Source organism: Cupriavidus sp. FW306-01-F10A (genome assembly GCF_058782785.1).
Genome location: NZ_JBYSYA010000018.1, coordinates 74857 through 101636, shown reverse-complemented (window position 1 = coordinate 101636; position 26780 = coordinate 74857). Strand labels below are relative to the sequence as shown.

Here is a 26780-nt window from a genome sequence, read left to right as displayed (position 1 = left end):
GACGCGGGCGTAAGCTCGCTTAGGATTGGCTTGAACCAAAAGGCCGGCATCCGTAAGGATGCCGGCCTTTTGTCTTGTGCGGCACCAAGTGCTGGTACAGGCTGTTGCGCTGCTATTGTGCTGTGCCAGCCATGCCGTGCCTGGATAGCCGGCCGGAGAACGGGTGGCGTGGGCGCAGCGCGGTGTGCCGGCATTCTGCTTCGCGGCGATGTGGATCGGGCGCGGCGTTGCTCGTGCCGATCGTGACCGGTATGCACGTCGATCACGCCCCCGGGCGTGAGTTGCGCCTACCAGTGACGACCCCTGGTTCCACCGCCGCGATCCGGCAGCGCGGCGCGGCATTCCGTGATCGTTGCCTCGATGCCAAGGGCAGCAACTGCGCCAGGCATAAAAAAACCCCGCCATCCAGGGCGGGGCTTCTTCTTCAGGGCCGTGTCGTCGTGCCCGGCCTCACTCTTCCTCTTCAAACGGCAGCGAGCGGCGCGGCGGCGGAGGCCGTTTGCCGATGGTCACCGTCAGGTCCGTTGGCTTGCCGCGGCGGATCACGGTCATCTTGATGTCCACGCCCGGCTTGAGCTGGGCAATCGCGTTGAGCAGCGCGGTCGTGTCCGTGATCGACAAGCCATCCACCTTGGTCAGCACATCGCCGGGCTTCACGCCCGCCTTGTCGGCCGGCCCACCCTGGACCACCGCGGCGATCAGTGCGCCTTCCTTGGCATCGAGGCCGAACGATTCGGCGATCTCGGGCGTCATGTCCTGCGGCTCGACCCCGATCCAGCCACGCGTCACGCTGCCGGTGGAAATGATCGATTCCATCACCTGCTTGGCGGTCGACACCGGAATCGCAAAGCCGATCCCCAGCGAGCCGCCCGAACGCGAGTAGATCGCCGTGTTGATGCCCAGCAGGTTGCCCTGCGCATCCACCAGCGCGCCGCCGGAGTTGCCCGGGTTGATGGCCGCGTCGGTCTGGATGAAGTTCTCGAAGGTATTGATGCCCAAGTGGCTGCGGCCCAGCGCCGACACAATGCCCATCGTCACCGTCTGGCCGACGCCGAACGGGTTGCCGATGGCCAGCACCACGTCGCCTACCTTTACGTTCTCGAGCCGGCCCAGCGTGATCGCGGGCAGGTCCTTGAGCGTCACTTTCAGCACGGCCAGGTCGGTTTCCGGGTCGGAGCCTACCACCTTGGCGTTGGCTTTGCGGCCGTCGGTCAGCGCGATCTCGATTTCATCGGCGCCGTCGACCACGTGGTGGTTGGTTAGAATGTAACCCTCGGCGCTGACAATGACGCCGGACCCCAGGCTGGAGACCGGCTCCTGCCGCTCAGGCAGGCGGTCGCCAAAGAAGAAGCGGAACCACGGATCCTCGGCCTGCGGGTTGGGCGAGCGCTTGTTGCCGTTCTTGCTGGTAAAGATATTGACGACGGCCGGCATGGCCATCTGGGCGGCTTCGCTGTAAGACCCTTCGGCCGCAGGACCGGACACGTTGGGCACGACTTCCTTGAGCGCCACGATGGGCGAACCGGACTGGACCGCGACGCGCCCCCTCTGCAGCCAATCAGGCTTGAGCGTTGCCACGACGAACCAGACCGCCAGCACGACGGTGACAGCCTGGGCAAAGAACAGCCAAAAGCGCCGCAACATATTGGAGTTTTGAGCAGAAAATGAAAACAAAAGAGCTTGAATTGTACTTGAATGACCTGTTGGAAGTTTCCCGCTACAAGGACTATTGTCCCAACGGGCTGCAAGTGCAAGGTCGCTCAGAGGTCACACACGTCGTGACAGGAGTGACTGCAAGCCTGGCATTGGTCGATGCCGCGATCGAAGCGGGGGCCGACGCCATCCTCGTCCATCACGGCTACTTCTGGAAAAACGAAGATGCTCGCGTGGTCGGGCAGAAGCACGCGCGTCTGAAGCGCCTGCTTGGCGCGGACGTCAACCTGTTCGCCTTCCACCTGCCCCTGGATAACCACCCGGAGTTCGGCAACAACGCCCAGCTCGGCCTGCAGCTCGGCTTCACCCCGACCGGCCGCTTCAGCGACGACCAGCTCGGCTGGACCGGCACGCTGCCTGCGCCGATGCCGCTCTCTGCGCTGGCCGCGCATGTTGGTGGCGTGCTGGGGCGCGAGCCGCTGGCCATCGGTGAGCCGGACCAGATGATCCGCACCGTCGGCTGGTGCACGGGTGGGGCGCAAGGTTATTTCGATGCCGCGGTGGCCGCGGGTGTCGATGCCTACCTGAGCGGCGAAGTCTCGGAGCAGACCACGCACCTGGCGCGCGAAAGCGGCGTGGCTTACCTTGCCGCCGGCCATCACGCCACCGAGCGCTACGGCATCCGCTCGCTGGGCGAGCATGTGGCCGAACGCTTTGGCCTGCGCCATACGTTTATCGATATTCCTAATCCCGTCTGATCTGACGAAAAACAAAACGGCCCCATCGGGGCCGTTTTATCTTCCGGGGTCGGCGCGCAGACGGCGCACCAATCAGCGGGTCTTCAGGCTGTCCCGGATTTCACGCAGCAGCACGACTTCCTCGGGCGGTGCGGCGGGCGCTGCTTCCGGTTCCGCGGCGCGCATCCTGTTAAAGGCACGCACCATCAGGAAGATGATGAAGGCCAGGATCAGAAAGTTGACAACGATGGTCAGGAAATTGCCGTAGGCAAACACGGGCACGCCGGCCTTCTTCAAGGCATCGAGCGTAGTGGGTGTTCCGGGTGGGGCATCCGCCAGCACGATGAACATGCTGGAGAAGTCCAGCTTGCCGATCACGCGGCCTACCAACGGCATGATCAGGTCGTTGACCACTGAATCCACGATCTTGCCGAAAGCCGCGCCGATGATCACACCGACCGCGAGGTCGATGACGTTGCCGCGTACGGCGAAGGTTCTGAATTCCGAGATCATGCCCATGGGGGGTTCTCCTTCTTGTCGCTAGCGATGAACGGTTTCAAGCTCGAAGCCTGCCGCATCACTCACCGGAAAGCAAGCACCGAAGCCGCTTTCCGGGTTGCACGTCCGATAATCGCGCATGGCCGTGGCATTTTCTGCCTATCTAGTGCGCTGGTGTCTAAGGTACACTTTATGGTTGACGCAAAATCTAAATTGACTTCCCCTGGGGTTTGGAATGAGTGACCAGCAAGACGTGAAGAGCGTGGATAAGGGTCGCCGCAATTGGTTGATCGCGACATCCGTCGCTGGCGGCGTCGGAGGCGTAGCGGTAGCGGTTCCTTTCGTCAGTACTTTTGCACCATCGGAGAAGGCCAAAGCCGCGGGTGCTCCAGTCGAGGCGGATATTGGCGCGCTGAAGCCAGGCGAGATGATGACTGTCGAATGGCGCGGCAAGCCGGTCTGGATCATGCGGCGCACGGACGAACAACTGGCGTCGCTGAAGAAGACGGACGGCGAGGTGGCCGATCCCAATTCCGATGTGGCATTCACCATGCAGACGCCTGAGTACTGCAAGAACGAAACCCGTTCGCGCGCAGACCACAAGGACGTCCTGGTCGTGGTGGGTATCTGTTCCCACCTGGGCTGCTCGCCGTCGGGCCCCTTCGCCGCCGGTGCCAATTCCCAGCTCGGCTCCGATCCCGGTTTCCTTTGCCCCTGCCACGGGTCGACCTTCGACCTCGCCGGGCGCGTCTTCAAGAACAAGCCGGCTCCGCAGAATCTCGATGTTCCCCCCTACCAGTTCCTGACCGACAGCAAGATCGTGATCGGCAAGGACGAGAAAGGAGAAGCCTGATCATGGCGGCCGAAAAACAAGTCAAGACGACCGGCCTGCTGGGCTGGATCGACGCCCGCTTCCCCGCAACCCAACTGTGGGAAGACCACCTCTCCAAGTACTACGCGCCGAAGAACTTCAACTTCTGGTACTTCTTCGGTTCGCTGGCGCTGCTGGTGCTGGTGATCCAGATCGTCACCGGCATCTTCCTGGTGATGAACTACAAGCCGGACGCCACGCTGAACGCCGCCGGCATTCCCGTGGCCTTCGCCAGCGTGGAATACATCATGCGCGAAGTCCCCTGGGGCTGGCTGGTGCGCTACATGCACTCGACCGGCGCCTCGGCCTTCTTCGTGGTGGTCTACCTGCATATGTTCCGGGGCCTGCTGTACGGTTCGTACCGCAAGCCGCGCGAGCTGGTCTGGATCTTCGGCTGCCTGATCTTCCTGTGCCTGATGGCGGAAGCCTTCATGGGCTACCTGTTGCCATGGGGCCAGATGTCGTACTGGGGCGCCCAGGTGATCGTGAACCTGTTCTCGGCGATTCCCGTGATCGGCCAGGACCTGTCGCTGTTCATCCGCGGTGACTACGTCGTGAGCGATGCAACGCTGAACCGCTTCTTCTCGTTCCACGTCATCGCCGTGCCGCTGGTGCTGCTGGCGCTGGTCATTGCCCACATCATCGCGCTGCACGAAGTGGGTTCGAACAACCCGGACGGCGTCGAGATCAAGGCCAAGAAGGACGAAAACGGTATCCCGCTGGACGGCATCCCGTTCCACCCGTACTACTCGGTGCACGACACGCTGGGCGTTGCCGGCTTCCTGCTCCTGTTCTCGGCCGTGATCTTCTTTTTCCCGGAAGTGGGCGGCTACTTCCTGGAGCACAACAACTTCTTCCCGGCTGACCCGCTGAAGACCCCGCCGCATATCGCGCCGGTGTGGTACTTCACGCCGTTCTACTCGATGCTGCGTGCCACCACGTCGAACTTCCTGCCGATCCTGTGGGTGTTCTTCGCGCTGCTGCTCGGCATGGTGTTCCTGCGCAGCAAGGATGCGCGCGTGAAGATCGGTGCCGTCGCCATTGCGGTGATCCTGGCCGTGGGCTTCTACTTCATCGACGCCAAGTTCTGGGGCGTGCTGGTGATGGGCGGCTCGGTGGTGATCCTGTTCTTCCTGCCGTGGCTGGACCACTCGCCGGTCAAGTCCATCCGCTATCGTCCCGCTTTCCACAAGACCATCCTGACCGTCTTCGTGGTGGTGTTCCTGGTGCTCGGCTATCTTGGCGTGCAACCGCCGTCGCCGGTCGGTGAGAAGGTGTCGCAGCTCGGTACGCTGCTGTACTTCGCCTTCTTCCTGACCATGCCGCTGTGGAGCCGTGTCGGCGAGTTCAAGCCGGTCCCGGAGCGTGTCACGTTCCACCCGCACTGAGCGAAGCGAACCCCGACAAGAGCACAAGGACACAAGATGAAAAAGCTGCTTTCGATCCTCGCGCTGGCCGGCGCCTGCTTTGCCGGCGCGCCTGCCATGGCATCCGAGGGGGGCTTCCCCCTTGAGCCGGCACCGGTGAACACTGCTGACCTGTCGTCGCTGCAGCGCGGCGCCAAGCTGTTCGTCAACTACTGCCTGAACTGCCACGGCGCATCGATGATGCGTTACAACCGGCTCAAGGACATCGGCCTGACCGACGACCAGATCCGCGAGAACCTGCTGTTCAGCGCGGACAAGGTCGGCGAGACCATGACCATCGCCATGCAGCCGAAGGAAGCCAAGGCCTTCTTCGGTGCGCAGCCGCCGGACCTGTCGGTGATCGCCCGCGCCCGCGGCGACGACTGGCTCTACACCTACCTGCGCACGTTCTACCGTGACGACAGCCGCGCCACCGGCTGGAACAACCTGGTGTTCCCGAGCGTCGGCATGCCGCACGTGCTGTGGGAACTGCAGGGCCAGCGCGCCGCCAAGTTCACGGAAGTGGAAGAGCACGGCGAGAAGGTGCACAAGTTTGCCGGCTTCGAGCAACTGAGCCCGGGCAAGCTGAGCAAGGTCGAGTACGACCAGGCCAGCGCTGACCTGGTCGGCTTTCTGGACTGGATGGCCGAGCCCGCGCAGAACCACCGCAAGCGCCTGGGCGTCTGGGTGCTGCTGTTCCTGGGCGTGTTCACCGTCTTTGCCTGGCGCCTCAACGCCGCGTACTGGAAGGACGTGAAGTAAAGGCATGCCAGGGGCCCGAATCCGGGCCCGGACAAGGCAAAGGCCAGGGGTGGCCGCTGCGAAAGCAGCACCGCCCCTGGCCTTTTCTCTTGGAAAACCTGCCGAAGCGCGCCAATAAAGTGCGCCATTTTCCACAAATTTGCTTTCTGATGGTCGACTTTGGCAGAATGACAGACCTTACTGTCCGACCCTGCTTCGGCTAAGCCCAAGGAATCCAACCATGATGGTGTTGTATTCGGGTACGACTTGCCCGTTTTCCCAACGTTGCCGCCTTGTCCTGTTTGAAAAGGGCATGGATTTTGAAATCCGCGACGTCGACCTGTTCAACAAGCCCGAAGATATTTCGGTGATGAACCCGTACGGCCAGGTGCCCATCCTGGTCGAGCGCGACCTCATCCTGTATGAGTCGAACATCATCAACGAATACATCGACGAGCGCTTCCCGCACCCGCAGCTGATGCCGGCTGACCCGGTGCAGCGCGCCCGCGCCCGCCTGTTCCTGTTCAACTTCGAAAAGGAACTGTTCACCCACGTCTACACGCTGGAGAACGAAAAAGGCAAGGCCGCGGAGAAGAACCACGAACGCGCCCGCGCCGCGATCCGCGACCGCCTGACGCAGCTTGCGCCGATCTTCGTCAAGAACAAGTACATGCTGGGCGAAGAGTTCTCGATGCTCGACGTCGCCATCGCGCCGCTGTTGTGGCGCCTGGACCACTACGGCATTGAGCTGTCGAAGAACGCCGCACCGCTGCTGAAGTATGCTGAACGCATTTTCAGTCGTCCCGCGTACATCGAAGCGCTCACCCCGTCCGAAAAGGTGATGCGCCGCTAACCGGCACCGGCCCGAAGGCATCCGCCCTCGGGCCACCACGGCGCCATTGGAAGCACAATGCCTGAAACCTCCACCAAGCCCTACCTGATCCGCGCCATCTACGAATGGTGCACGGACAACGGCTTCACGCCGTACATCGCCGTCTTCGTCGACGCCAACACTAGCGTGCCGCGCGAGTTCGTCAAGAACAACGAGATCGTGCTCAACGTCAGCTTCGACGCCACCAGCGGCCTGGACATGGGCAACGAGTGGATCACCTTCAGTGCACGCTTTGGCGGCGTCTCGCGCAAGATCGACGTCCCTGTCGAGAACGTGCTGGCCATCTACGCCCGTGAAAACGGGCAAGGCATGGCCTTCCCGGTCGAACGCAGCCTGCCGGAAACCCAGGCCGCCACCGAGCGTGAAAACAACCCGCCGCCCAAGCTGGCCCCGGTGGAAGCCGAGACCTCGGCAACTACCACCGACACTGGCCCCGGCGACGACGACACGCCGCCCCCGGTGCCCCGCATCGGCAGCAAGAAGCCCGCACTGAAAGTGGTGAAGTAAGCCATCCCAAAGCGGACCGCAATGCAGTAGAATCGCGGTCTGCACCAGACATGCCGGCTTAGCTCATCAGGTAGAGCAGTTGATTTGTAATCATCAGGTGGCGGGTTCGAGTCCTGCAGCCGGCACCAGAATTTGAAAACGGGCTACGCAAGATTGCGTAGCCCGTTTTGTTTTTGTGGCAAGGGCGCACAGCCGCATCAATGCCGAAAAAAATGACTTATTCATCTAGTCGTTGTGGCGTAGATTTCTGACTAGTAGCAATGACTAGAAGGCAATCCATGGCTGGCAGCCTGATTTCCAAGACCGAGTTCAAGGCGTGCGCCCTCGAGTATTTCCGCCAGATCGAAGCCTCGGGCGAGCCGGTCATTGTCACGGACCACGGCAAGCCCACACTCGAGGTGCGTCCCTATCGCGGGCTGGAGCGTGACCCCCTTCAGGTATTACGCGGCACCGTGGTGCGCTACGACGCGCCGACGGAGCCAGTGGACGTTGAGTGGGAGGCCGAGCGGTGATCGTGCTGGATAAGCGTGCCTTATTCCCTTACTGCACCGAGCGCAGCACCCAGCTTTCCAGCAAACCTCGACCCGTCCCCAAACGTCATCACCAACTGCCGCGTAGCCCGCGTCATCGCCACATACATCAGCCGCGCTTCGTCTTCATCCGCCTCATCATGCTTATGCGGCATCCCCGTGGCCGGAATGCATACCAGCGGAAACTCCAATCCTTTGCTGCTATGCATGGTGATCACCTTGACGCTGTCCGCGCCGGGTGTAAATCGCTTGGTGATTTGGGGACATTCGAACGGAATGCCCTTGCGCGTGAGCGCGCTGGTGACGTGTCCGACCGTGTCCCAATGGCGATAGAGCACCGCCATTTCTGACCAGGGCGTACCAGCCCGATTCTCGTCAGTCAGGATCTGCGCAATGCGCTCAGCTTCCGCCTCTACGTTTGGCAATTCGATCAGCAGCGGTTTGTTGCCGCGGCGCCCGGCACCGACAGGTTGCACGGTAGGCGCTTCGTCTTCGGCTGCCTCGGTCGGCCGCAGCAACTCATCCGCAAAGCTGCGCGCGACGGCCAGTATCTCCTGCGTATTGCGGTAGTTAAGCTTGAGGATGGTCGTACGGCCCCGGGCCTGGATGCCCACGCTGGCAAAGGTCATCCCGCGCTTCCTAGCGCCGCCATAAATGGACTGCGCATCGTCGTAGAGCACCAATAGGGAATTGCTCTCCGGATTCACCATCTGCACGACCAGCTTGAACCACTCCGGCCGGAAGTCATGCCCCTCATCGATCAGCACGGCGTCGTACTGGCCGGCCGGGATCGCTTTCCGGTCCACGCCCTGGATGACGCGATTTACCATTTCCTCAAAGAGCGCATCGCTGGGGCGCCCCTTCGGCCTGTCAATGTTGTAAGTCTCTAGTTGGCGCGAGCACCACGCATGGAAGTTGTGGACGTGGACCTTCTCTTCGATGCCTTTCTCGATCATCGTCGCCGCCAGCTTGGCGGCGAGGGTCTTGTTGTAGCAAAGCACGAGGACTGGCCGTGTGACGATCTTTGCAAGATGCTCAGCCCGGTAGCCGAGGATCATCGTCTTGCCAGAGCCGGCGACGCCATGAATGACCCGGTGGCCTTCGCCGAGGCTGCGTGCCAACTGCTCCTGCTGGAGATCCATGACGCGAAGGATGTCAGGCATATTCAGCGGCTCCGCGGCATCCTCCGGAAAGAGCGCGCGTTGCTCCGGCATGCGGATCTGCGGGAACAGGTGCCAGCGAATCCGCTCGATTTGCGGCAGGGAAAGCTTGAAGGTGAACTTGACCGGGAACATCTCCCACAGGCGCTGCTGGAAGCGTTCCGCGTCGACCGCCTCATACATCTCGTCCTGGCAGATCACCAGGTGCGGGGGCAGGACGTCACCGAGGTTGGTCTTGTCGAACTGGGCACGCGTGATGTTGGACAGGACGACGCCGCAGCCGTAGGGAAAGAAGGGTTTGCCTTTCAACGAGCCGCTAGGCCAGACCAACTGCGGATCGCGCTGCAGCAGGTTGGTGACATAGAACATGTACTGGCGGGCTTGCTCGAGGGGATTCATCTCCCGCACCAGCCCGCGATCCGTCAGCAGCGTGACATCGCGCTGGTCGATTTCCCGGATGGTATCCAGCCTCCAGTCTTTCACCTCCAACACCAACAGACCCCGGCTGGGATGGAAGACGATGAAATCCGGATGCCTGGTTTTCTCTCCGATGGCGACGTCATACCAACACAGGTAGTCGTCCTCCAGCTTTGTCTCCAGACGCTCGGCGAAGCGTCTCTCTCCACTGGTCATGCGCGAAGTGACCGAACCCAGCGCGGGAATCAGCGTGGCCATGCGTTGTTGCTCTTCTTATTGCCCGTTCAGGAACTGCGCTGACCACGGTAGGTGTCGCGGACCCGGTGCGACGGCGGTCAGGCAGGTTTGTTATGCGGCAATTGTAGGCACAAAACGGTAACGGTGGCTATTTCGGTAGTTTTGGTGATTTGCCGGTTGGCGACACTGGCGAGCCGGCGGCTCCGGGGGCTGTCAAGCGGTCTGCGCCGGCTTTCCGGCGATCCGCGCCGCCGATCCGTCGATTCCCGCCACCCCCATATCAGAGCCCGGATCGCAGTGGTAACCTCCCGCTATCTCCGCCCCCAGCCACCCGCCCGTGCACTCCCCAGACTCCCGCATCTGGCGATCCGCCCCCGAGCAGCGCGCCTACGAAGACGCCCGCCGCCGCGTGCGCGCGCTGCGCTTCTTCTACATGCACGCCATGGTCTACGTGGCGGTCAATGCATTGCTGATCGGCTTCCATCTGGTGGGATCGCCGCATCGGCCGTGGTCCGGTGGGCCGCTCATGGGCTGGGGTATCGGCCTGGCGATACATGGCGTGATGACGTGGAGTCGCGTCGGCCTGCTCGGGCGGCAGTGGGAAGAGCGCAAGATCGCGCAATACATGGCGCAGGAACAGGTGCGCACGCTGTCGACGGAGAAGCAGCTGGTCGAAGCCCGCATGCGCCTGCTGCAGGCCCAGATCGAACCGCACTTCCTGTTCAACACCCTGGCCAACGTGGTCAGCCTGATCGAGCCCGCGCCGCAGAAGGCCACGCTGATGCTGGAGCATTTCATCGCCTACCTGCGCGCATCGCTTGCAGCCAGCCGCGCCACGCAAGGCACGGTGGCGCAGGAGGCCAAGCTGCTGCGTGACTATCTGGCGCTGATCCGGATCCGCATGGGGGACCGGCTGCATTACTCGGTCGATGTCGACCCCGAACTCGAATCGATGCCGCTGGCGCCGATGCTGCTGCAGCCCGTGGTCGAGAATGCGATCAAGCATGGGCTGGAGCCAAAGATCGAAGGCGGGCGGCTGCTGGTCCGGCTGGAGCGGCGCGGCCCGCGCATGCTGGCGACCATCGAGGACGATGGCATGGGCTTTCGCCCCTCGGCCGGCGCCGGGGTCGGGCTTTCTAACCTGCGTGAACGGCTGGCTGTGCTGTATGACGGTGACGCCCACGTACGCATTGAAGAACGCTCGCCCGGCACTGCCGTGCTGATCGAAATCCCGCTGCCGCGTACATCCTGAAACGGAGACGCCCATGACGCCCACCGCCCTGATTGCCGACGACGAAGAGCACCTGCGCGCATATCTGCGCAGCAAGTTGCAACGCCTTTGGCCGGAGCTGCAGATCGTTGCCGAGGCGACCAACGGCATCGAAGCCGCCGACGCCATCGCACGGTTGTCGCCGAGCGTAGCCTTCCTCGACATCAAGATGCCCGGCCTGTCCGGCCTGGAGGTGGCGCAAGGGATTGAAACCGATACGCGGCTGGTGTTCGTCACGGCCTATGACGAATTCGCGCTCGATGCGTTCGAGCGCGCGGCCGTCGATTACCTGGTCAAGCCGGTCAGCGAGGAACGGCTCGGCCGCACCATCGAGCGGCTGCGCAAGGCGTTGCAGGAAGCGGCACCCTTGCCGGAACTGGCCCAGCTACTGAGCCAGCTCACACGCGCCCAGCCGCGCGCGGAAAGCGGCGGCCAGCTGCGCTGGGTACGCGCCAGCCGCGGCAATACCACCAGCCACGTGCCGATCCAGGAAGTGATGTACTTCCAGAGCGACGACAAGTACGTGGTCGTGCATACCCGCGATGGCGAGCACCTGATCCGCACGCCGCTGGCGGAGCTGATTGCCGGCCTCGATCCCGAGGTGTTCTGGCAGATCCACCGCTCGTCCATCGTCAACATGGAATACGTGGCCGGAACGCGCCGCGATGAGGCAGGGCGGCTCTTTGTCCGGATGCGCGACAGCGAAGCCGAACTGCCGGTATCGCGCGCGTACATGCACCGCTTCCGGCAGATGTAAGGCGGTCGGCGGCGCCACTGCGCCGCCGGCCGAGGGATTCACTTGCGATCCATGAATTCCTGGATCTTGCGCTGTTCCCAGTCACGCCCGCGGCGCGACAGCCGCATCCATACCAGCAACCCATGCACGGTCAGCGCCAGGCCCCAGGCCAGGGTCGTGGTCAGCGGCCATGGCCAGCCGGTGGCGGCGTAATGCGACCACCGCGGCGACGGAAAGTAGAAGAAGCGGAACCACAGCCAGCCATTGACGACAGCGTAGACCAGCAGGTGGATGTACCAGCCGCGCAGGGCGTGCACCATGCGGCGCGCGCGCCAGTAGGCCATGGCCTTGGGGTCGTCGTTGGGAGGGAAGGCGTGGTGCATGGGATACCTCGTGATCAAGATGGTTGGCTTGCGTCAGGTATAGGCCATCGCCAAGCGCCGCTCCAGGCCCATGGGCCGAATCGACGGATTTCGTTCGCCGGTGGGCGCGCGGACAGCGCGAATGTCGGCGGGTCCGACCCCTCCATGCCCCCCGACTTCTTGCTGCTCTTGACCCGTCTCGCCGGGAATACCCGCATAGGAAAAGTCCAGCCCTTCACCATAATCATAGTAATTATGATCATAAATACGAAGCGATGGATTCCAAGCCGACCCCGCAGATAGAGGGCAGCAGACGCGTGAAGCGTTCGGACCAGGTGGTCAACGATATCAAGCGCTGGATCGTGCAGACGCACCAGAAGGTCGGAGACAAGCTGCCGCAGGAAGCAGCGTTGATCGAACAGATGGGCGTCGCACGCGGGACGGTGCGTGAGGCGCTTGCCTCGCTGCAGGCGCAGGGGCTGATCAAGGTCAGCACGGGGCCGAACGGCGGTGCCACGCTGACGCAGCCGCCTTATGAGCGATGCCTGGAGGCAGTGTCCAACTTCCTGTACTTCCAGTCGGTCGACATCGTCACGCTTTACGCCCTGCGCCGCGCGGTTGAGCCGGAGCTGGCAGCCAACGCCGCCTTGCGCCTGACCGATGCCGACATCGCCGATCTCGAAGCGCTGGTCGGGCTGAGCCACCCGGAACACGGCGGCAGCACGGACTGGAACGAGCGGCGCGAAGCCGACCTGCTGTTCCACGACCGCCTGGCCGATGCCTGCAGCAGCCCGATGCTGGCGTTGTTCTGCCGCCTGCTCAACGACATCATCCGCCGCGTCATCGTGGTGCGTAATGCGCAGGATGATTTCGACGACTTTGATGAAGAGATCTTCCACAGCCACAACGCGCTGATCGAAGCCTTCCGGTCGCGCGACCCGGAGCGTGCGCGTGCCCTGATGCAGGAGCACATGGAGCATGCCGAATCCTTGGCCCTGGAGGCCGAGTCCCGGGTGGACCGCGGGAGCTTGCTGATGAGCCCGGTCGACTGATCCCCTGACGCGCTAGCGTCCCCCTTTTTCTGCACACCCAACCGCCATCGTGGCATCCGACACGGCGGGTGGGATTCCTATTGCCTGAATCCTGGGAGCCTTGACGTGAAACCTGCTGAATTGCTTTGGCGCTGGAGCGCTGTCGATATTGCCGATGCCGTGCGGCGGCGCGAGATTTCCTGCCGCGAGGTCACGGCCAGCGTGCTGGCTCGCATCGATGACCTTAACCCTCGCCTGAATGCGTTGCCGGAGGTGCTGGCAGAAGGGGCGCTGGCCAGCGCGGATGCCGCGGACCGCCAGGTCGCTGAGGGCGCAGAGCTGGGGCCGCTCCATGGCGTGCCGGTCACGATCAAGATCAATGTCGACCAGGCAGGCCATGCCACCACCAACGGCGTGATTCCGCTGAAGCACAACATCGCGCGTGAGGATGCCCCCGTGGTCGCGAACCTGCGCAGTGCCGGGGCCATCATCGTCGGGCGCAGCAATACGGCTACCTATTCCTCGCGCTGGTTTACCGACAACGGCCTGCACGGGCGCACGCTGAACCCGTGGGATGCGGATATCACCCCCGGCGGCTCCAGCGGCGGTGCCGCGTCCGCGGTCGCTTCCGGCATGGGGGCGCTGGCGCATGGCAATGACATCGGCGGCTCCATTCGCTATCCGGCCTATGCCTGCGGTGTCGCCGGCTTGCGGCCGACGACGGGGCGGGTGCCCGCGTACAACCCGTCGGCCACTGCCGAGCGCAGCATCACGCCACAACTCATGTCCGTGCAAGGGCCGCTTGCGCGCAGCATTGCCGACCTGCGGCTCGGCTACCACGCCATGGCCCGTTATGACGGGCGCGACCCGGCCTGGGTGCCGGTGCCGCTGGAACTGCCGCTGCCGCCGGGACCGATCCGCGTGGCGCTGTTCCGGCGTTGTCCGGGCATTCCCGTCGATCCCGCGGTCAGCGCAGCGCTGGACAGTGCCGCGCAATGGCTGCAGCAAGCGGGCTACGCCGTCGAGGAAGCCAGCCTGCCTGATTTCATGGAAGCGGCAGCGCTGTGGCGCACGCTGACGGTCGACGACAGCCGCCGCAACATCATCGCGGGCGTTGACCAGCATGGCGACGAGGCCATGCGGCAAAGCCAGCGCAACATGCTGGACGGGATGCAGGAAACCGACCGCGATGGTTTTCTGGATGCCCTGGCACGGCGCCAGGCGATTGCACGAAGCTGGTCGGTGTTCATGCAAACCTATCCGCTGGTGCTGATGCCGGTGTCGTGGCGGCGCCCGAGCGTGCAAGACGCGGATATCCGCACGCCAGAAGAGAACCGGGCCTTGCTGGACGCACAGAGCCCCATGCTGGCAACAGCGATGCTCGGCATGCCGGGGCTGTCCGTGCCGACGGGCATGGCCGGCGGCGTTCCGGTCGGCGTGCAGCTGATGGCATGGCGCTTCCGCGAAGACCTGTTGCTGCGCGCCGGCCAGGCGATTGAAGACGCGGCGCGTTTTACCCCTTACACCGACGTGCAAACCGGCATCTAGACCCAGGAGCTTCCCATGAACGAACGCAAACCTGCTTACGCCCCACGGCTGTCGCGCCGCGCCATGCTGGCCGGAACCGCTGCCGCCCTGTGTACCGGTGGCCTGCTCTCCAGGGCCGCATGGGGGCAGACCGTATCGCGCATCATCGTGCCGTTTCCGCCGGGCGGTCCGGCCGACTACATGGGCCGCCTGCTGTCCGAGAAGCTGAAGGACGCCATGGGCCGCACCGTCATCGTCGACAACCGGCCCGGCGCCGGGACGCGCGTGGCGGCCGAAGGGCTGAAGAACGCCCCGGCCGACGGCACCACCGTGCTGCTGGCACCTGTCGATCCGATGTTCATCGGGCCGCTGATCTACAGCAATATGCGTTTCAATCCCGCCACCGACTTCACGGCGATCACCGATGTGACGGGCGTCCAGTTCGGCATTGCAGTCAGCGCCAGCTCACCCATCAAGACACTGGCCGACTTCGTCAAGGCCGCCAGGGCCAAGCCGGCTGACTATTCGATCGGCATCAGCACGGTTGGCACGCTGCTGCATTTCCTTGCCGTGGAGTTCGTCAGCCAGTCCCGCGCCGGCAGTACGCTGGTACCGTATCGCGGTGGCGCGGCGATGGCAACGGAAATGATGGGCAACCAGATCGCGGCAGGCATGGACGCCATCACGACTTTTACCGAACTGCATCGCGGCGGCAAGCTCCGCGTGCTGGCCGTGGCAGGGGAAAAGCGCGCCGATGCCTTGCCGGATGTGCCTACGTTTGCGGAGTCTGGCTTTCCCAACCTTGTGACCTCGTCGCGCTACCTGCTTTATGTCCGCGCCAACACGCCGCCCGACGTGACCGCGCAGTGGTATCAGGCCGTGCGCAAGGTGCTGGCCATGCCGGACGTGCGCGAGAAGCTGGCGCGCGCTGGCTATGACATCTTGCCGGGCGGCACTTCTGATGAGGTTGCCAGGTATGCGAGCGCGCTTTCGGCACGGTGGACGCCGGTGATCAAGGCGTCGGGTTTCAAGGGGGATTGAGAGGAATTTCGTAGCCGCAGCCAAACTCGGCTGGAGACGATTTCCATTTGTGCCAGCTAGCTGGGGATTTCCTGCGGCACCCTCCTCCTGTAGGGTGCCGCTTTGTATTAAGCATGTCTGTCCCAGTGTCGTAATTAGCCTCAGAAGACAACCTGGGCGGCGCCAAGGGAAAGTGCCAATGGCGCCGCATCGTGCCGACTGGCGCAATTGCTGTGGGGCGCAGCCGCTCAGGCTGTGAGCCATACACCCGAGCGTATCCAGCCATGACCTCCTCCTCTTTCCGCGCCCGCCGCCTGTGGCTCGCCACAGGCGTTAGCCTGGCACTCTCCGCCTGCGCCCCGATGATCGCGACCACCCCGGCAACAGTGGAGCTCATGCAGCCAGCTGCCACGGCCAAGCGCGTCCAGCTTCTGGCGCCGGCGCAGGTCAAGCTCGACACCGGCTATTCCCGAGACCTCGCTGCCAAGTCGACCTGGTCGCAGGTCGGGCGCCTCCCGCAAGGCGATGTCTACCGCCCCGTCGGCACCATTCTCACAATCGAGGGCCGCCACGTTCATGAGGCCTACCTGGTCGTCCGCAACAAGACGCTGGTGGGCTTCTATCTGCCTGGGGAGCAGAACTACTCCCCGCTAACGACAGCAGTACCTTTGAACTTGGGAGAATCGGAATGAAACGGGTTGCGCGCATGCTGATCGCCGGACTGGCGGTGTCATCGCTGCTGGCGGGATGCGCTTCGGGCGTGAAGCACGCCGAGATGGCGGCTTCGATGCCCACGCTGAAGCCGGGCGAGGGTCGGATTTATTTCCTGCGTTCGGCGTCGATGTTCGGGGCGGCTATCCAGCCGGATATTCGCCTGAATAGCCAGGTCGTTGGCGAATCCAAGCCCGGCGGTTTCTTCTTCGTGGACCGCACGGCCGGCAAGTATGTCGCGGCGGCCTCGACCGAAACCGAGAAGACGCTCAGCTTCGTGCTGGATGCCGGCGAAACCAAGTACGTGCGCAGCTCCCCGTCGCTGGGGCTGATGGTGGGCCGCGTGGTGCTGGAGCTGGAAACGCCGGAGAAGGCGAAGGAGGAACTGGCTTCGCTGAGCTACACCGGGGACCAGGTGAAGACTGCGGCGAAGTAAGTGGATTGACTCAGCCGCGTTGCGGGCTGAGTCGCGTTGACGACGCCGGTGCGTCGTCAATTGACCCATCGGAATTCCGCATGGCTTGCAGCTCAGCGCGGGCATATCAACGTAGGCAAGGCACCTCCTCGTGATCTTGGCAAAGCAGGGTTGCGTCGTCCTTTTCATTGTAGTAACGTAACTACATTGAAGTGGACGGGAGTGCCATCATGACGATCACAACCCTATCGAGCCGAGAACTCAATCAGGACGTGACAAGAGCCAAGAAGGCGACGAAGGACGGTCCGGTCTTCATTACGGACCGCGGCAAACCGGCGCATGTGCTGTTGAGCTTCGAGGAATATCAGAGGCTCACCCAGCAGCGCCGCAACATTGCAGACGCACTCGCGATGCCCGGCGTTGAGGACATCGAGTTCAATCCGCCACGTGCCAACATCAAATTCCGGCCCGCTGATCTCACATGATGTTCGTGCTCGATACCAATGTCGTTTCCGAACTGCGCAAGGTCCGAGCCGGTAAAGCTGATGCAAACGTTGCAGCGTGGTCTGCCAGCGTTGATGCAGCTTGGCTCTTTGTGTCGGCGGTCACCATCATGGAACTGGAAACCGGTGTCTTGCAGATCGAGCGGCGGGATGCCCGCCAAGGTGCGCTGCTGCGGGCGTGGCTGGACCACCATGTATTGCCCGAATTCGCAGGCCGCGTTTTGCCCATTGATACCGCCGTGGCCCTGCGTTGCGCTCGGTTGCACGTACCAGACCGGCAATCGGAGCGGGATGCGTTGATTGCCGCCACAGCAATCGTGCATGGTATGACCGTCGTTACACGAAATGTCGCCGACTTCATGGCAACTGGCGTCAGCATCCTGAACCCTTGGGAGGCCTGATCGTAATTCGCCGTCGTTTCCCAGTTGCCGAAACTATAGAAGTTCTCGCCCCTGAGTCGGCAGCCGGCGGTGAAGGCGCTTTTCGCGCGCACCGCTTCTTATGCCGCAATGCCTTCGCCACTGCCCTGTGACTCGACCTTAGACGCCCACCCGGACTTCGCCGCGCGTAGCACGATCTTCTGCTTCTCCGCGCGCTCGACTGCGTTGATGCGTTCGATGACTGAGGCAATAGGGGCACTGCCTTCTGCGCGCGCAAGGTAAAGCAGGCGTACCAGTTTGTCGGCCCACCTTGGCAACTTGCCAGTCTTCTCCCAACGAGCGACGGCCTGCTCATTGTTCCCAAGCAGTTTTGCCAGACCGGCTTGCGATTGCATCAAGCCTGCGCTGCGGATGTAGCGGAATTCGGTACCGGTGAGAGGGGATGGCTTCTTGGCCAGGGCGAGGCAGATGGCGACGCAAAGACCATCCAGGTCTTCGATCGATACGCCTTCACCGTAGGGCGTGCTCTGGATCTTGTATCCATTGACCAGCCACACGTTTTTGAGACCGCCGTCTGTGTAGTGGTACATCTTCCTTACCCTTTGGTCACTTCCATTACCGTAATGACCGTCAAATCGGGGGCTGGGTGATCGACCAGCACAACGACGCCAACATTGACCCCTGAAACATAGCGCTCCATCACGCAGCGAAGTCCGGATGCTCGCATGTCGGGCTCCGGTTCGCGCAAGATGACGCCCTTGCGGAGGGCTTCGAGCACCATCGGGTCATTGATCTTTCGTAACCGCATTCGGTCGCGCGCATGAGCCACGAACACAATGTTCGACGTTTCCTGTGCGCATGCGTGGATATGCTTTTCCAGCTGACGTGTTGACGGGTGCCTCACCAGGTCACCTATTATTTTGATAGGTTGAAGTGTACCGAGTTGGCTTGCTGCCGTCCAATGAGTGATGTATGCGGCATATATGTGGTCCGCAATGTGCGAGGCAAGACGGGTAAGAGAGGCTTCCCGACGTTACAGTCATCAACGCGTTTACCGGGAAGCCATCCTCGTTAAGACGCAGGCAGCTCATCCGCCAACACACTCTCCAGCTGCGCTTTCACCAGCCCCAACAAGCAAAATGCACTAAAGCAGCCCTCGAATTGCACACTCTGCTGTTCCAGCAGGGTAAGCACACCATCCATACCAGCCGAAACTGACTGAAGACTGTACCGCGCCGTGGATAGATCGATTTCCGACATAGGACCTCCTATCGTTGAGTGAAGGTCCGCCGCACGACGTTAGGGGAGGGCGGCGGGCCTGACGACGAGGGTGGAAAACCGGTGCTTCACCCAATCCCGGTCAGCCTTGCGGCTGCCTCGTCCGGCCCGCCATATGGAGAAATGGCGCGTACGCGGAAGAGGGCAATCGCATGCAGCGATCGCCCTGGATGAAGCTGTCGAGTTTCCACACTCGGTCACCGTTGTTCGATGACAGCCCCAGTCTCCCGCGTCATGGCGCTCGACTCGATAAGACACTTCGCATTCCCACACGGACGCCGCATCCTGCCCGACCCCCGCACGCCGGCAAATAGCCAAACGCCTAAACCCCTCCTCAATCCACCAGCGTCGCCAATGCCTCCCGCGCCGCCCGGCGCAGCTTCTCCAGATCCAGCCCCACAATTTCGCCATTGCGCACCACCTGACGCCCGCGCACCAGCACATCCCGCACCGGCGTAGGCTCGCCAGCCGCCACCGGCGCCGTACCGATGTCATGGAACCCATGGAACCGCAGCCCGCTCACGTCATAGATCGCGAGGTCGGCCGACTGCCCGGTCGCGAGCGTGCCGATCCCCGGCAGCCCCAGCACCTGCGCACCGCCTGCGGTGCCCCAGTGGATGACCTCTTCCACGCGCGTTTGCGCGGCGCCGCCCAGCGCCCGGTGCACCAGCCAGGCGAAGTTGGCTTCATGCACCATGCTGCCCGATTCATTGGACGCCACCCCATCCACGCCCAGCGAGATCGGCACGCCCGCATCCGCCATCGCGCGCACCGGCGCGATACCGCTGCCGAGCCGCGCATTGCTGACGGGGCAGTGAGCCATGCCGGTGTTGGTCACGGCGAGCATGCGAATTTCTTCGGGATTCACGGTGACCAGGTGGGCGAACCAGACATCGGGCCCCAGCCAGTCGTGGTCGGCCACGAACTGCACCGGCGTGCACTGGTACTTCTCCCGGCAGAACTTCACGTAGTTGTCGGTCTCGGACAGGTGCGAATGCAGCCGCAGGTCCATGCCGCGACCGAAGGCGGCCAGCTCGCGCAGCAGGGCGGGCGGCAGGGAGAAGGTCGGCGTAGTCGGCGCGACCACCACGCGGCGCAGGCCATCTGCTGAGGCATCGTGGTAGCGGGCCTTGAGCCGTTCGATATCGGCAAGCATCTCGTCCAGCGTCTCCGGCACCAGTGCAGTCGCGCGCATGCCGGGGTGATCTGAGGCTGACTGGATGGCGCCGCCGCGGCACAGCACCAGGCGCATGCCAAGCTCCTCCGCTACCTCGAACAGCACGTCGCCGGTCTCCGCCCCATGGCCGTGGTGATACAGGTAGTGGTGATCGGCGCAGGTGGTGGTGCCGGACAGCAGCAGTTCGGCCATGCCCAGTCGCACGGCGGTACGAAAGATCTCCGGCGTGAAGCGCGCCAGGCGCGGGTAGGCGACGGAGGCCAGCCATTGTTCCAGCCCCACGTTCATGCCGCTGGGCACGGCCTTGAGCAGGTTCTGGAACAGGTGGTGGTGGGTGTTGACCCAGCCCGGGTAGACCACGCAACCGGTGGCGTCCAGCACAGCCTCGCCGTCGTGGCGCGGCAGGGCTGCACCGATCTCGGCGATGCGGCCGTCGCAGATGCGGATGTCGGCGGCGCCCGCTCGCGCGGCATTGCCGGTGCGGCCGGTCATCACGGCGGCGGCGTTGCGGATCAGCAGGTCGCCGGCGGGCGCGGCGCTGGTGGTGTTGGTGTTCTGCACCATGTTTCAGACCCCTTGGACGTTGTCGGCACTGGCGGGCAGCTCGTCGGCTTCACGGGCGGGCACGCCATTGAGAATCAGGTTGAGCAGCACGGAGACCACGCAGGCGATGATCACGCTGCTGTGGACAAAGGGCTGCAGGAAGCCGGGCAGCTTCTCCAGCATGCCGGGCAGCATCACGGGCATCATCGCGCAGCCGAGCGTGATGGAGACGATGGAGAGGTTGTTGGGATTGCGCTCGTATTCGACCTCTCCCAGCGTCTTGATGCCGGCGGCCACGACTACGCCGAACATGACCATGGTTGCACCGCCCAGCGCCGCGGCCGGGATCGAGGCAAACAGCGCGCCGATCTTGGGCACCAGCGCCACGGCGCACAGCATCGCGCCGCAGGTGGCCACTACCCAGCGGCTGCGCACGCCGGTGACGATGACCAGGCCCACGTTCTCCATGAAGGCGATATACGGGAACGCCGCGAACATGCCGCCGATGGCGCTGGCCAGGCCGTTGGCACGCAGGCCGCGGGTGGCATCGCGCTCGGTCAGGGGGCGCTTGACGATATCGCCGACGGCGATGAACAGGCCCATCGATTCCACCATCTGCACCACCATCACGATCACCATGGTGGTGATGGCGCCCACGTTGAAGGTGGGCATGCCGAAGGCGAACGGCGTCACCATGGTGAACCACGGCGCGCGCGCGACTTCATCGAAGCTGCCCATGCCCAGCATCCACGCCACCGCGCCGCCGACCAGCAGGCCGATCACCACGGACAGGTTTCGGATCAGCTCGCCGCCGTGCCGGTTGATAAACAGGATCAGTGCCACTACGCCGAAGGCAACGATGAAAAAGATGGGAGCGCCGAAATCCGACGCGCCCCTTCCGCCTCCAAACCAGTGAAACGAAACCGGGAACAGCGACAGGCCCACCGCGGTGATGGTGCAACCGCTGACAACCGGCGGGAAGAAGCGCTTGAGCTTGCCAATGATCGGCGCAAGGAACATCGCGATCACGCCCGCGGCGATGATGGCGCCGCAGACGCCGTTGAAGCCCAGCGACGGATCGGTGCCGATGGCGATGACGGGGCCCACGGAGCTGAACGCCACGCCCTGCATCAGCGGCAGGCGCACGCCGAACTTCCAGAAGCCGACGGTCTGCAGCAGTGTGGCGATGCCGGAGGTGAACAGCGCGGTGCTGATCAGCATGGTGGTCTGCGCCGGCGTCATCTTGAGCGCGCCGGCCACGATCATCGGCACCGCGATGGCACCGAGATAACTGACCAGCATGTGCTGGAAGCCGAGCGTCGCCATGGCGCGTGCCGGCAGGACCTGGTCGACGGGGTGAACCGCTGCTTGCATGATGTTGTCTCCTGCCGCGTGCTGGGGGAAAGTGCGCCATGCCGGCGGCGGCTGGCCCGGTCTGTTGGTTGCCGGGCTCGGTCCGTCACGGTGCCATGCGCGGCGCATGGCCGACGCATGCCTTGCACAGTAGTGATGCGTGGCAGGCCGTCATAGCGTTATTGCGAAGACACTGGCACCGGGCCGCAATCGCGCTTGCAAAATGCGCGCCCGGGGCATCAGGGGTTTCCCTTGGGTTGCGTGAGGGCGGGGGTGGCCATAGGATGGATGCGCTTGCCACGGCCGCTGGTTTGCTCCCCTCTCCCGCGCGCGGGAGAGGGGAGAACGCCGCCGGATGTTGATGCGTCGGTCGCGGTTGATCCTTTCACTTCTTTCTCCAACGCCATGTCACCCACCGCAGGATGGTTAGCTGCTGCCTCCCGCTCGCCATTCAGCCGCGGCGGTGACCTCGACCGCATCCAGTCGCTGTCCGGCCGCGTGTTCGGCCCTACGCGGCTGCGCGCGACCGAGGCCGATGCGGCGCTCGATGCCCGTATCGACACCAGCACCATCGGCCGGCTGACGCTGGTCACCATTGCCTATAACCAGGCAGTGCAGATCGAGCCGCAGCCCAACAAGGATGAGTTCGTGATCCAGACCGTGCTGGCGGGTACGTGCCGCGTGGAGACCCCGCGCGGTGCGATGCTGATGCCGCCGGGGGCGACCTTTGTGTTTTCGCCCACCGTGCCGGCCACGTTGTCGCTGGATCCGGGCTGCGAGCGCTTCAGCGTGGTGATCCGCCGGCAGCTGATCGACGAGGCGTTCCGCCAGCAGTTCAGCTTCGAGCCGCCGGTGCCGATTGAATTCGACATGCAGCCGGTGGCGGACGATGGCCGTGCCGCGCGCTGGCAGGCGCTGGTGAGCTACCTGCGCGCGGAAACGCGGGTGCGGCGCGAAGGCAGCGGCGTGCCGGCGGTGGATGGCGGCATTGAGCGCATCGTGCTGTCGACACTGCTGCTGGACCGCTTTGCCGCGGATGGCAATATGCTGCCGCGCCGGTTCGAGGCTGTGCTGCCTGACTATGTGCGCAATGCCATCGCCCACCTGCGCGCCAATCTTGACCAGCCGCTGACGCTGGAGCAGATCGCCGCGCATTGCGGCGTATCGGCACGCACCTTGCAGCTGGGTTTTCGCAAGAGCAAGAACACCACGCCGATGGAGTACCTGCGTCTGCTGCGCCTGCATGGGGCGCGCGCCGATCTGCAACGGGCACGGCAAGAGAAGGGGATGGTCAGCGCGATTGCGCTGCGGCACGGCTTTACCCACCTGAGCCTGTTCTCGCGCGAGTACCGGCGCCAGTTTGGCGAGCTGCCGTCACAGACCTTGCGGGCGGCAGCGCAGCAGGGGGGCTGACGGCGAGCCAGGCCCCTGTTGCTCAGGACCTTCAGCACTCAGATCGTGCCCGCGGCCGCCAGGGCTTCGATCTCTGCCTCGTTCATGCCGAGCGACTTCAGGACAGAAGCAGAGTGCTCGCCGACTGCCGGCACATTCCCCATGGCAGCCGGTACGCCCGACAGCGTTGCCGGCGGCAGGAGTGCCTGGATGGCGCCACCCGGCGTCTGGACTTCCCGCCAGCGATTGCGTGCGGCAAATTGCGCGTGCTGCCACACATCATGCATGTCGTTCAGGGGCGAGTTGGCAATACCCCCGCGATCGAGACGCTTGACCAGCTGCTCCCGGGTCATGGAGCGGAGATGACTGGCGATCTCCTGGTCCAGCGCAGCGCGATTGGCGACGCGTTGGAGATTGGAGTTGAAGCGGGCATCCGCCGCCAGGGCCGGGTCCTCCAGCACCTCGGTGCAGAAGCGCTGCCATTCCCGTTCATTCTGCAGCCCGAAGATGACGCTGGCCCCATCGCCGGTCTGGTACTGGCCATAGGGGGCGATACCCGGATGCGCAACACCGTTGCGTGCGGGCGGCGTGCCGCCATAGTGAGCGAAGTTCAGCGGATATGACATCCATTCGCTCAACGCCTCGAGCATGGTGACTTCAACCCTGAGGCCGGCGCCAGTCCGTGCGCGCTGCAGCAAGGCGGACAGGATGCCGGTATAGGCGTACATGCCAGCGGCAATATCCGCGATGGAAATGCCGGTGCGCGACGGCGCAGGGTCCGTACCGGTTACCGAAATCAGCCCTGCAGCGGCCTGGATCAAGAGGTCATAGGCCTTCTTGTTGCGGTATGGCCCGCTGTCGCCATACCCCGAGATATCGCAAACGATCAGCTCAGGATAGTCGGCATGCAATGACTCGAAGTCCAGCCCCATGCGTTGGGCGGCGCCTGGCGCCAGGTTCTGGATGAATACGTCCGTTTCGGCGAGCAGCTTGTGCACGATCGTCTTGGCCTCGGGCTTCTTGAGATCCAGTGTAAGGCTTTCCTTGCCGCGATTTGCCCAGACAAAGAACGACGACTGGCCGTGCACGGAATGATCATAGTCGCGGGCGAAATCGCCAACGACCGGGCGTTCCACCTTGATGACGCGGGCGCCGAGATCGGCGAGCTGGCGGCTGGCAAAGGGCGCCGCTACAGCGTGCTCGAGCGCCAGAACGGTGATGCCATCAAGGGGGCGTAGGCTGGGTTTCATGGAGGGGAGTGAAGAGACCTGGCGGCACATGGGCCGGACGACAAAGTATAGGAACGGTCCTCTTCCCCCGAACAGTCGAGAATTCCTAAGGCGGCTTCGAAGTCTTCGAAACCGGCCGCATGCTTAGCCTTACGGTGCAGCGTCCGGTGCGCCCCATTCAGCGACATAGCGGATAAAGTCGCGCGTATAGGCCGGGAGCGCCTTCTGGCTCCGCACGACGATCCGCTGCTCGCGCCGGGCCCACGGCTCGTCCAGGGCCACCCCTTCCACCACCCCTTGCTCGATCAGGGGACCCGCTACCGAACGTGGCACGAGCGAAATGCCGGCGCCTTCCTGTACGCAACGCATGGCCGCGGCAAAGTCGGGTGCATGCACGCGAACGCGTGGCTTGATGCCGGCACGCGCTGCCATGTCATTGAGGAAGAGGAAATTGCTGCTCTTGCTGCCGACGGATACCAGGTCGTACACCAACGCCTGTGCAAGGGACATCTTGTCGAGCAACCCGGACGGGTGGCGTGCCGGAACCACGAACATCAGCTCATCGACGCCATATCGAATGAATTCCAGGCCCCGCATGTCGATCGCGCCGGCCACCAGTCCGACGTCCGCACGGTCTTCGATCACTGCCCGCACGCTGTCCTCGCTGAGGTGCTCCTCCAGGTCGACATTGACATTCGGGTACGCCGCCAGGAACCGGCTAAGCGCGGCGGGCAGGCTGGCCATGGTGCTGCTGTTCGCGTAGACGCGGATATGCCCTTCAATACCGTCGGTATGGCGCCGCATCTCCGACTGCAGGCGTTCGACGTTCTCCATGATCGCCTCGGCGTAGCGCAGTACCGTATCGCCCGCCGGCGTCAGGGCCATGCCCTTCTGTGTCCTGTTGAACAACGGAACGCCCATTGCCTGTTCGAGGTTCTTGAGGCGGTAGCTGGCCGAAGGCGCTGTCAAATGCATATCTGACGCTCCTGCCGTCACACTCTTGGCCTGCGCAATGGCGAGGAATACTCGCAGATCGGTGAGTTCGAAACGCACGCTTGTCTCCGTTGCTTGCCCGACAGTTCCCGGGGGTGTTTAGAAAAATTCTAACGACACCCCAGGAGCTTTCGACTGGTGTCCTTGTAGGGTCCGATTCTATATTTCGGCTCGTCACCGCAGCTATCGCTGTGCTGCGCGAAAAAGAATCGGAGACCAACATGACCATACTCTTCCGCAGGATCGCCAGTGCGTTGGGCAGCGCCGCGACACTCCTGGCCTGTGCGTCCCCTTCAGTGGCGCAGACCGACTACCCGGTGCGGCCTGTCCGACTCATCGTTCCGTATGCCGCTGGCGGGCCGACGGACACCTTCGCCCGATCGCTGGCTGCGAGCTGGAGCCGCAAGCTGAACACCTCGGTGGTTGTCGAGAACAAGTCGGGGGCCGGCACGATAGTCGGCACCGAGCTCGCGGCGAAAGCCGCACCGGACGGCTATACGTTGCTGCTGACCACTGTAGCGCATGCCGTGAACCCAAGCATTCACGCCGGCCTGCCGTATCGCACGATCGAGGACTTTGCGCCAGTCGGGCTGGCGGCTCGTGCGCCGCTGGTGCTGGTCGTGAACAAGAGCGTTCCGGCGAAAACACTGCCGGAATTCATCGCTTATCTGAAGTCGCGTCCCGGCCAGGTCAACTATGGCTCAGCGGGAGTTGGCAGTGCCCCGCATCTCGCCGGGGAACTGCTGAACTACACGGCAGGAACGAAAGCGGTCCATGTCCCGTATCGGGGGAGCGCGCCTGCCATGGCCGATCTTATCGGTGGCCATGTCGAATTCATGATCGACAGCGCACCGACAGGGCTGGCGCAGGTGCGGGCAGGAACGGTGCGCTTGCTGGGAACGTCGATGGAAAAACGCCTGCCGCAGACCAGGGAGACGCCGGCGATTGCGGAAGCCGTATCCGGCTATGAAGCATACACCTGGAATGCGGTATTCGTGCCAGCCCGAACACCTTCGACAGTTGTCCAGAAGCTGGTCTCGACACTTGGCGATGCACTCAGCGATCCCGCCCTGCAAAGCAAGGCCTTCGAGCTCGGGTTGCAGCTGGAGACCCAGCCTACACCAGCGGGGCTCGACAAATTCCTGCGCGCGGAACTGGAGAAGTGGAAGCGGGTGGCCGTCGCCACGAATATGAAAGCCGACTGAGCGAAA

General features: G+C 63.5%; 29 protein-coding genes and 1 tRNA gene. 19 read left to right on the top strand and 11 right to left on the bottom strand.

Features of this window, described 5'->3' with window-relative positions; translation table 11 throughout:
• Positions 1-450: 450 nt before the first annotated feature.
• The gene (locus AC3WLF_RS23130) at positions 451-1644 is read right to left on the bottom strand and encodes a Do family serine endopeptidase (RefSeq protein ID WP_492320405.1); all 1194 of its coding nucleotides are present in this window, start codon (positions 1642-1644) and stop codon (positions 451-453) included.
• 20 nt (positions 1645-1664) lie between these two features.
• Here AC3WLF_RS23130 and AC3WLF_RS23125 point away from each other — a divergent pair, with 20 nt between their 5' ends.
• The gene (locus AC3WLF_RS23125; RefSeq protein WP_013958190.1) at positions 1665-2411 is read left to right on the top strand and encodes a Nif3-like dinuclear metal center hexameric protein; all 747 of its coding nucleotides are present in this window, start codon (positions 1665-1667) and stop codon (positions 2409-2411) included.
• A gap of 72 nt (positions 2412-2483) precedes the next feature.
• Here the strand turns inward: AC3WLF_RS23125 and mscL are convergent, their stop codons facing one another.
• Entirely contained in the window at positions 2484-2909 is a 426-nt protein-coding gene (gene mscL / locus AC3WLF_RS23120) for a large conductance mechanosensitive channel protein MscL (RefSeq protein WP_492358893.1), read from the bottom strand.
• 214 nt (positions 2910-3123) lie between these two features.
• Between mscL and petA the strand changes: the two genes are divergently transcribed.
• The 7 genes from petA (at position 3124) to AC3WLF_RS23085 (ending at position 7817) form a co-directional block, all read left to right on the top strand.
• Complete coding sequence (gene petA / locus AC3WLF_RS23115; RefSeq protein ID WP_492320404.1) at positions 3124-3741, top strand: ubiquinol-cytochrome c reductase iron-sulfur subunit; 618 nt, start codon at positions 3124-3126, stop codon at positions 3739-3741.
• 2 nt (positions 3742-3743) lie between these two features.
• Positions 3744-5147, top strand: a complete 1404-nt coding sequence (locus tag AC3WLF_RS23110; protein WP_492352797.1) for a cytochrome b — start codon at positions 3744-3746, stop codon at positions 5145-5147.
• Between the two features lie 36 nt (positions 5148-5183).
• Positions 5184-5927, top strand: coding sequence for a cytochrome c1 (locus tag AC3WLF_RS23105; protein WP_035826002.1), 744 nt, complete (start codon positions 5184-5186; stop codon positions 5925-5927).
• Positions 5928-6147: 220 nt separating this feature from the next.
• Positions 6148-6759, top strand: coding sequence for a glutathione S-transferase N-terminal domain-containing protein (locus AC3WLF_RS23100; RefSeq protein WP_010812311.1), 612 nt, complete (start codon positions 6148-6150; stop codon positions 6757-6759).
• 57 nt (positions 6760-6816) lie between these two features.
• Positions 6817-7305, top strand: a complete 489-nt coding sequence (locus AC3WLF_RS23095; RefSeq protein ID WP_492358892.1) for a ClpXP protease specificity-enhancing factor — start codon at positions 6817-6819, stop codon at positions 7303-7305.
• A 52-nt stretch (positions 7306-7357) separates the two neighbouring features.
• Positions 7358-7433, top strand: a tRNA-Thr gene (locus AC3WLF_RS23090).
• A gap of 150 nt (positions 7434-7583) precedes the next feature.
• Positions 7584-7817, top strand: a complete 234-nt coding sequence (locus tag AC3WLF_RS23085) for a type II toxin-antitoxin system Phd/YefM family antitoxin (RefSeq protein ID WP_492320402.1) — start codon at positions 7584-7586, stop codon at positions 7815-7817.
• A gap of 20 nt (positions 7818-7837) precedes the next feature.
• Here AC3WLF_RS23085 and AC3WLF_RS23080 read toward each other — a convergent pair whose 3' ends face one another.
• Positions 7838-9670, bottom strand: coding sequence for a DEAD/DEAH box helicase (locus tag AC3WLF_RS23080; RefSeq protein WP_492357208.1), 1833 nt, complete (start codon positions 9668-9670; stop codon positions 7838-7840).
• A gap of 316 nt (positions 9671-9986) precedes the next feature.
• Here AC3WLF_RS23080 and AC3WLF_RS23075 point away from each other — a divergent pair, with 316 nt between their 5' ends.
• Positions 9987-10901, top strand: a complete 915-nt coding sequence (locus tag AC3WLF_RS23075) for a sensor histidine kinase (RefSeq protein WP_492320400.1) — start codon at positions 9987-9989, stop codon at positions 10899-10901.
• A 13-nt stretch (positions 10902-10914) separates the two neighbouring features.
• A complete protein-coding gene (locus tag AC3WLF_RS23070) occupies positions 10915-11676 on the top strand; it encodes a LytR/AlgR family response regulator transcription factor (RefSeq protein WP_492358891.1) in 762 nt (253 codons plus the stop codon).
• Positions 11677-11714: 38 nt separating this feature from the next.
• Here AC3WLF_RS23070 and AC3WLF_RS23065 read toward each other — a convergent pair whose 3' ends face one another.
• Positions 11715-12038 carry a 2TM domain-containing protein gene (locus AC3WLF_RS23065; RefSeq protein WP_492358890.1) on the bottom strand — a complete coding sequence of 108 codons (324 nt, stop codon included), beginning with the start codon at positions 12036-12038 and terminating at the stop codon, positions 11715-11717.
• Positions 12039-12334: 296 nt separating this feature from the next.
• Between AC3WLF_RS23065 and AC3WLF_RS23060 the strand changes: the two genes are divergently transcribed.
• From AC3WLF_RS23060 to AC3WLF_RS23030, 7 genes are all read left to right on the top strand, one after another.
• Positions 12335-13069: a FadR/GntR family transcriptional regulator gene (locus tag AC3WLF_RS23060; protein ID WP_436222769.1), complete on the top strand. Its 735-nt coding sequence runs from the start codon at positions 12335-12337 to the stop codon at positions 13067-13069.
• 105 nt (positions 13070-13174) lie between these two features.
• A complete protein-coding gene (locus AC3WLF_RS23055; protein WP_492358889.1) occupies positions 13175-14596 on the top strand; it encodes an amidase family protein in 1422 nt (473 codons plus the stop codon).
• A 15-nt stretch (positions 14597-14611) separates the two neighbouring features.
• A complete protein-coding gene (locus AC3WLF_RS23050; RefSeq protein WP_492358888.1) occupies positions 14612-15616 on the top strand; it encodes a Bug family tripartite tricarboxylate transporter substrate binding protein in 1005 nt (334 codons plus the stop codon).
• 263 nt (positions 15617-15879) lie between these two features.
• The gene (locus tag AC3WLF_RS23045) at positions 15880-16287 is read left to right on the top strand and encodes a hypothetical protein (RefSeq protein ID WP_492320396.1); all 408 of its coding nucleotides are present in this window, start codon (positions 15880-15882) and stop codon (positions 16285-16287) included.
• Positions 16284-16742, top strand: a complete 459-nt coding sequence (locus AC3WLF_RS23040) for a DUF2846 domain-containing protein (protein WP_010812293.1) — start codon at positions 16284-16286, stop codon at positions 16740-16742. Before AC3WLF_RS23045 ends, AC3WLF_RS23040 begins: the two co-directional genes overlap by 4 nt.
• Before the next feature lie 209 nt (positions 16743-16951).
• Positions 16952-17206, top strand: a complete 255-nt coding sequence (locus tag AC3WLF_RS23035) for a type II toxin-antitoxin system Phd/YefM family antitoxin (protein WP_078198072.1) — start codon at positions 16952-16954, stop codon at positions 17204-17206.
• A complete protein-coding gene (locus AC3WLF_RS23030) occupies positions 17203-17625 on the top strand; it encodes a type II toxin-antitoxin system VapC family toxin (protein WP_492320395.1) in 423 nt (140 codons plus the stop codon). The genes AC3WLF_RS23035 and AC3WLF_RS23030 overlap by 4 nt, the downstream gene beginning before the upstream one ends.
• A gap of 98 nt (positions 17626-17723) precedes the next feature.
• Here AC3WLF_RS23030 and AC3WLF_RS23025 read toward each other — a convergent pair whose 3' ends face one another.
• The 5 genes from AC3WLF_RS23025 to AC3WLF_RS23005 form a co-directional block, all read right to left on the bottom strand.
• Positions 17724-18194, bottom strand: a complete 471-nt coding sequence (locus tag AC3WLF_RS23025) for a hypothetical protein (RefSeq protein ID WP_492358887.1) — start codon at positions 18192-18194, stop codon at positions 17724-17726.
• A gap of 5 nt (positions 18195-18199) precedes the next feature.
• On the bottom strand, positions 18200-18508 hold the full coding sequence (locus AC3WLF_RS23020) for a DUF4258 domain-containing protein (RefSeq protein ID WP_492358886.1): 309 nt from the start codon (positions 18506-18508) through the stop codon (positions 18200-18202).
• Positions 18509-18675: 167 nt separating this feature from the next.
• On the bottom strand, positions 18676-18864 hold the full coding sequence (locus AC3WLF_RS23015; protein ID WP_316151686.1) for a DUF1484 family protein: 189 nt from the start codon (positions 18862-18864) through the stop codon (positions 18676-18678).
• Positions 18865-19216: 352 nt separating this feature from the next.
• Positions 19217-20623 carry an amidohydrolase family protein gene (locus tag AC3WLF_RS23010; RefSeq protein ID WP_492358885.1) on the bottom strand — a complete coding sequence of 469 codons (1407 nt, stop codon included), beginning with the start codon at positions 20621-20623 and terminating at the stop codon, positions 19217-19219.
• A gap of 3 nt (positions 20624-20626) precedes the next feature.
• Positions 20627-21976: a nucleobase:cation symporter-2 family protein gene (locus AC3WLF_RS23005; protein WP_492358884.1), complete on the bottom strand. Its 1350-nt coding sequence runs from the start codon at positions 21974-21976 to the stop codon at positions 20627-20629.
• Between the two features lie 384 nt (positions 21977-22360).
• Here AC3WLF_RS23005 and AC3WLF_RS23000 point away from each other — a divergent pair, with 384 nt between their 5' ends.
• The gene (locus AC3WLF_RS23000) at positions 22361-23368 is read left to right on the top strand and encodes an AraC family transcriptional regulator (RefSeq protein WP_492358883.1); all 1008 of its coding nucleotides are present in this window, start codon (positions 22361-22363) and stop codon (positions 23366-23368) included.
• Between the two features lie 38 nt (positions 23369-23406).
• On the opposite strand, the gene AC3WLF_RS22995 is transcribed toward AC3WLF_RS23000, so the two are convergent.
• Entirely contained in the window at positions 23407-24597 is a 1191-nt protein-coding gene (locus AC3WLF_RS22995) for a CaiB/BaiF CoA transferase family protein (protein WP_492320391.1), read from the bottom strand.
• A gap of 129 nt (positions 24598-24726) precedes the next feature.
• Complete coding sequence (locus tag AC3WLF_RS22990; RefSeq protein WP_492320390.1) at positions 24727-25629, bottom strand: LysR family transcriptional regulator; 903 nt, start codon at positions 25627-25629, stop codon at positions 24727-24729.
• 161 nt (positions 25630-25790) lie between these two features.
• Here AC3WLF_RS22990 and AC3WLF_RS22985 point away from each other — a divergent pair, with 161 nt between their 5' ends.
• Positions 25791-26774, top strand: a complete 984-nt coding sequence (locus AC3WLF_RS22985) for a tripartite tricarboxylate transporter substrate binding protein (RefSeq protein WP_492320389.1) — start codon at positions 25791-25793, stop codon at positions 26772-26774.
• Positions 26775-26780: the final 6 nt, after the last annotated feature.

Bases quoted from the DNA above. Each gene is read 5' to 3' on its own strand.
- AC3WLF_RS23040 (WP_010812293.1), top strand. From the start codon at position 16,284: ATGAAACGGGTTGCGCGCATGCTGATCGCCGGACTGGCGGTGTCATCG.
- AC3WLF_RS23095 (WP_492358892.1), top strand. From the start codon at position 6,817: ATGCCTGAAACCTCCACCAAGCCCTACCTGATCCGCGCCATCTACGAA.
- AC3WLF_RS23035 (WP_078198072.1), top strand. From the start codon at position 16,952: ATGACGATCACAACCCTATCGAGCCGAGAACTCAATCAGGACGTGACA.
- AC3WLF_RS23125 (WP_013958190.1), top strand. From the start codon at position 1,665: ATGAAAACAAAAGAGCTTGAATTGTACTTGAATGACCTGTTGGAAGTT.
- AC3WLF_RS23010 (WP_492358885.1), bottom strand. From the start codon at position 20,623: ATGGTGCAGAACACCAACACCACCAGCGCCGCGCCCGCCGGCGACCTG.
- AC3WLF_RS23100 (WP_010812311.1), top strand. From the start codon at position 6,148: ATGATGGTGTTGTATTCGGGTACGACTTGCCCGTTTTCCCAACGTTGC.
- AC3WLF_RS23005 (WP_492358884.1), bottom strand. From the start codon at position 21,976: ATGCAAGCAGCGGTTCACCCCGTCGACCAGGTCCTGCCGGCACGCGCC.
- AC3WLF_RS23070 (WP_492358891.1), top strand. From the start codon at position 10,915: ATGACGCCCACCGCCCTGATTGCCGACGACGAAGAGCACCTGCGCGCA.
- mscL (WP_492358893.1), bottom strand. From the start codon at position 2,909: ATGGGCATGATCTCGGAATTCAGAACCTTCGCCGTACGCGGCAACGTC.
- AC3WLF_RS23085 (WP_492320402.1), top strand. From the start codon at position 7,584: ATGGCTGGCAGCCTGATTTCCAAGACCGAGTTCAAGGCGTGCGCCCTC.
- AC3WLF_RS23080 (WP_492357208.1), bottom strand. From the start codon at position 9,670: ATGGCCACGCTGATTCCCGCGCTGGGTTCGGTCACTTCGCGCATGACC.
- AC3WLF_RS23015 (WP_316151686.1), bottom strand. From the start codon at position 18,864: ATGTCGGAAATCGATCTATCCACGGCGCGGTACAGTCTTCAGTCAGTT.
- AC3WLF_RS22995 (WP_492320391.1), bottom strand. From the start codon at position 24,597: ATGAAACCCAGCCTACGCCCCCTTGATGGCATCACCGTTCTGGCGCTC.
- AC3WLF_RS22985 (WP_492320389.1), top strand. From the start codon at position 25,791: ATGACCATACTCTTCCGCAGGATCGCCAGTGCGTTGGGCAGCGCCGCG.
- AC3WLF_RS23025 (WP_492358887.1), bottom strand. From the start codon at position 18,194: ATGTACCACTACACAGACGGCGGTCTCAAAAACGTGTGGCTGGTCAAT.
- AC3WLF_RS23000 (WP_492358883.1), top strand. From the start codon at position 22,361: ATGTCACCCACCGCAGGATGGTTAGCTGCTGCCTCCCGCTCGCCATTC.
- AC3WLF_RS23030 (WP_492320395.1), top strand. From the start codon at position 17,203: ATGATGTTCGTGCTCGATACCAATGTCGTTTCCGAACTGCGCAAGGTC.
- AC3WLF_RS23130 (WP_492320405.1), bottom strand. From the start codon at position 1,644: ATGTTGCGGCGCTTTTGGCTGTTCTTTGCCCAGGCTGTCACCGTCGTG.
- AC3WLF_RS23110 (WP_492352797.1), top strand. From the start codon at position 3,744: ATGGCGGCCGAAAAACAAGTCAAGACGACCGGCCTGCTGGGCTGGATC.
- petA (WP_492320404.1), top strand. From the start codon at position 3,124: ATGAGTGACCAGCAAGACGTGAAGAGCGTGGATAAGGGTCGCCGCAAT.
- AC3WLF_RS23045 (WP_492320396.1), top strand. From the start codon at position 15,880: ATGACCTCCTCCTCTTTCCGCGCCCGCCGCCTGTGGCTCGCCACAGGC.
- AC3WLF_RS23065 (WP_492358890.1), bottom strand. From the start codon at position 12,038: ATGCACCACGCCTTCCCTCCCAACGACGACCCCAAGGCCATGGCCTAC.
- AC3WLF_RS23105 (WP_035826002.1), top strand. From the start codon at position 5,184: ATGAAAAAGCTGCTTTCGATCCTCGCGCTGGCCGGCGCCTGCTTTGCC.
- AC3WLF_RS23050 (WP_492358888.1), top strand. From the start codon at position 14,612: ATGAACGAACGCAAACCTGCTTACGCCCCACGGCTGTCGCGCCGCGCC.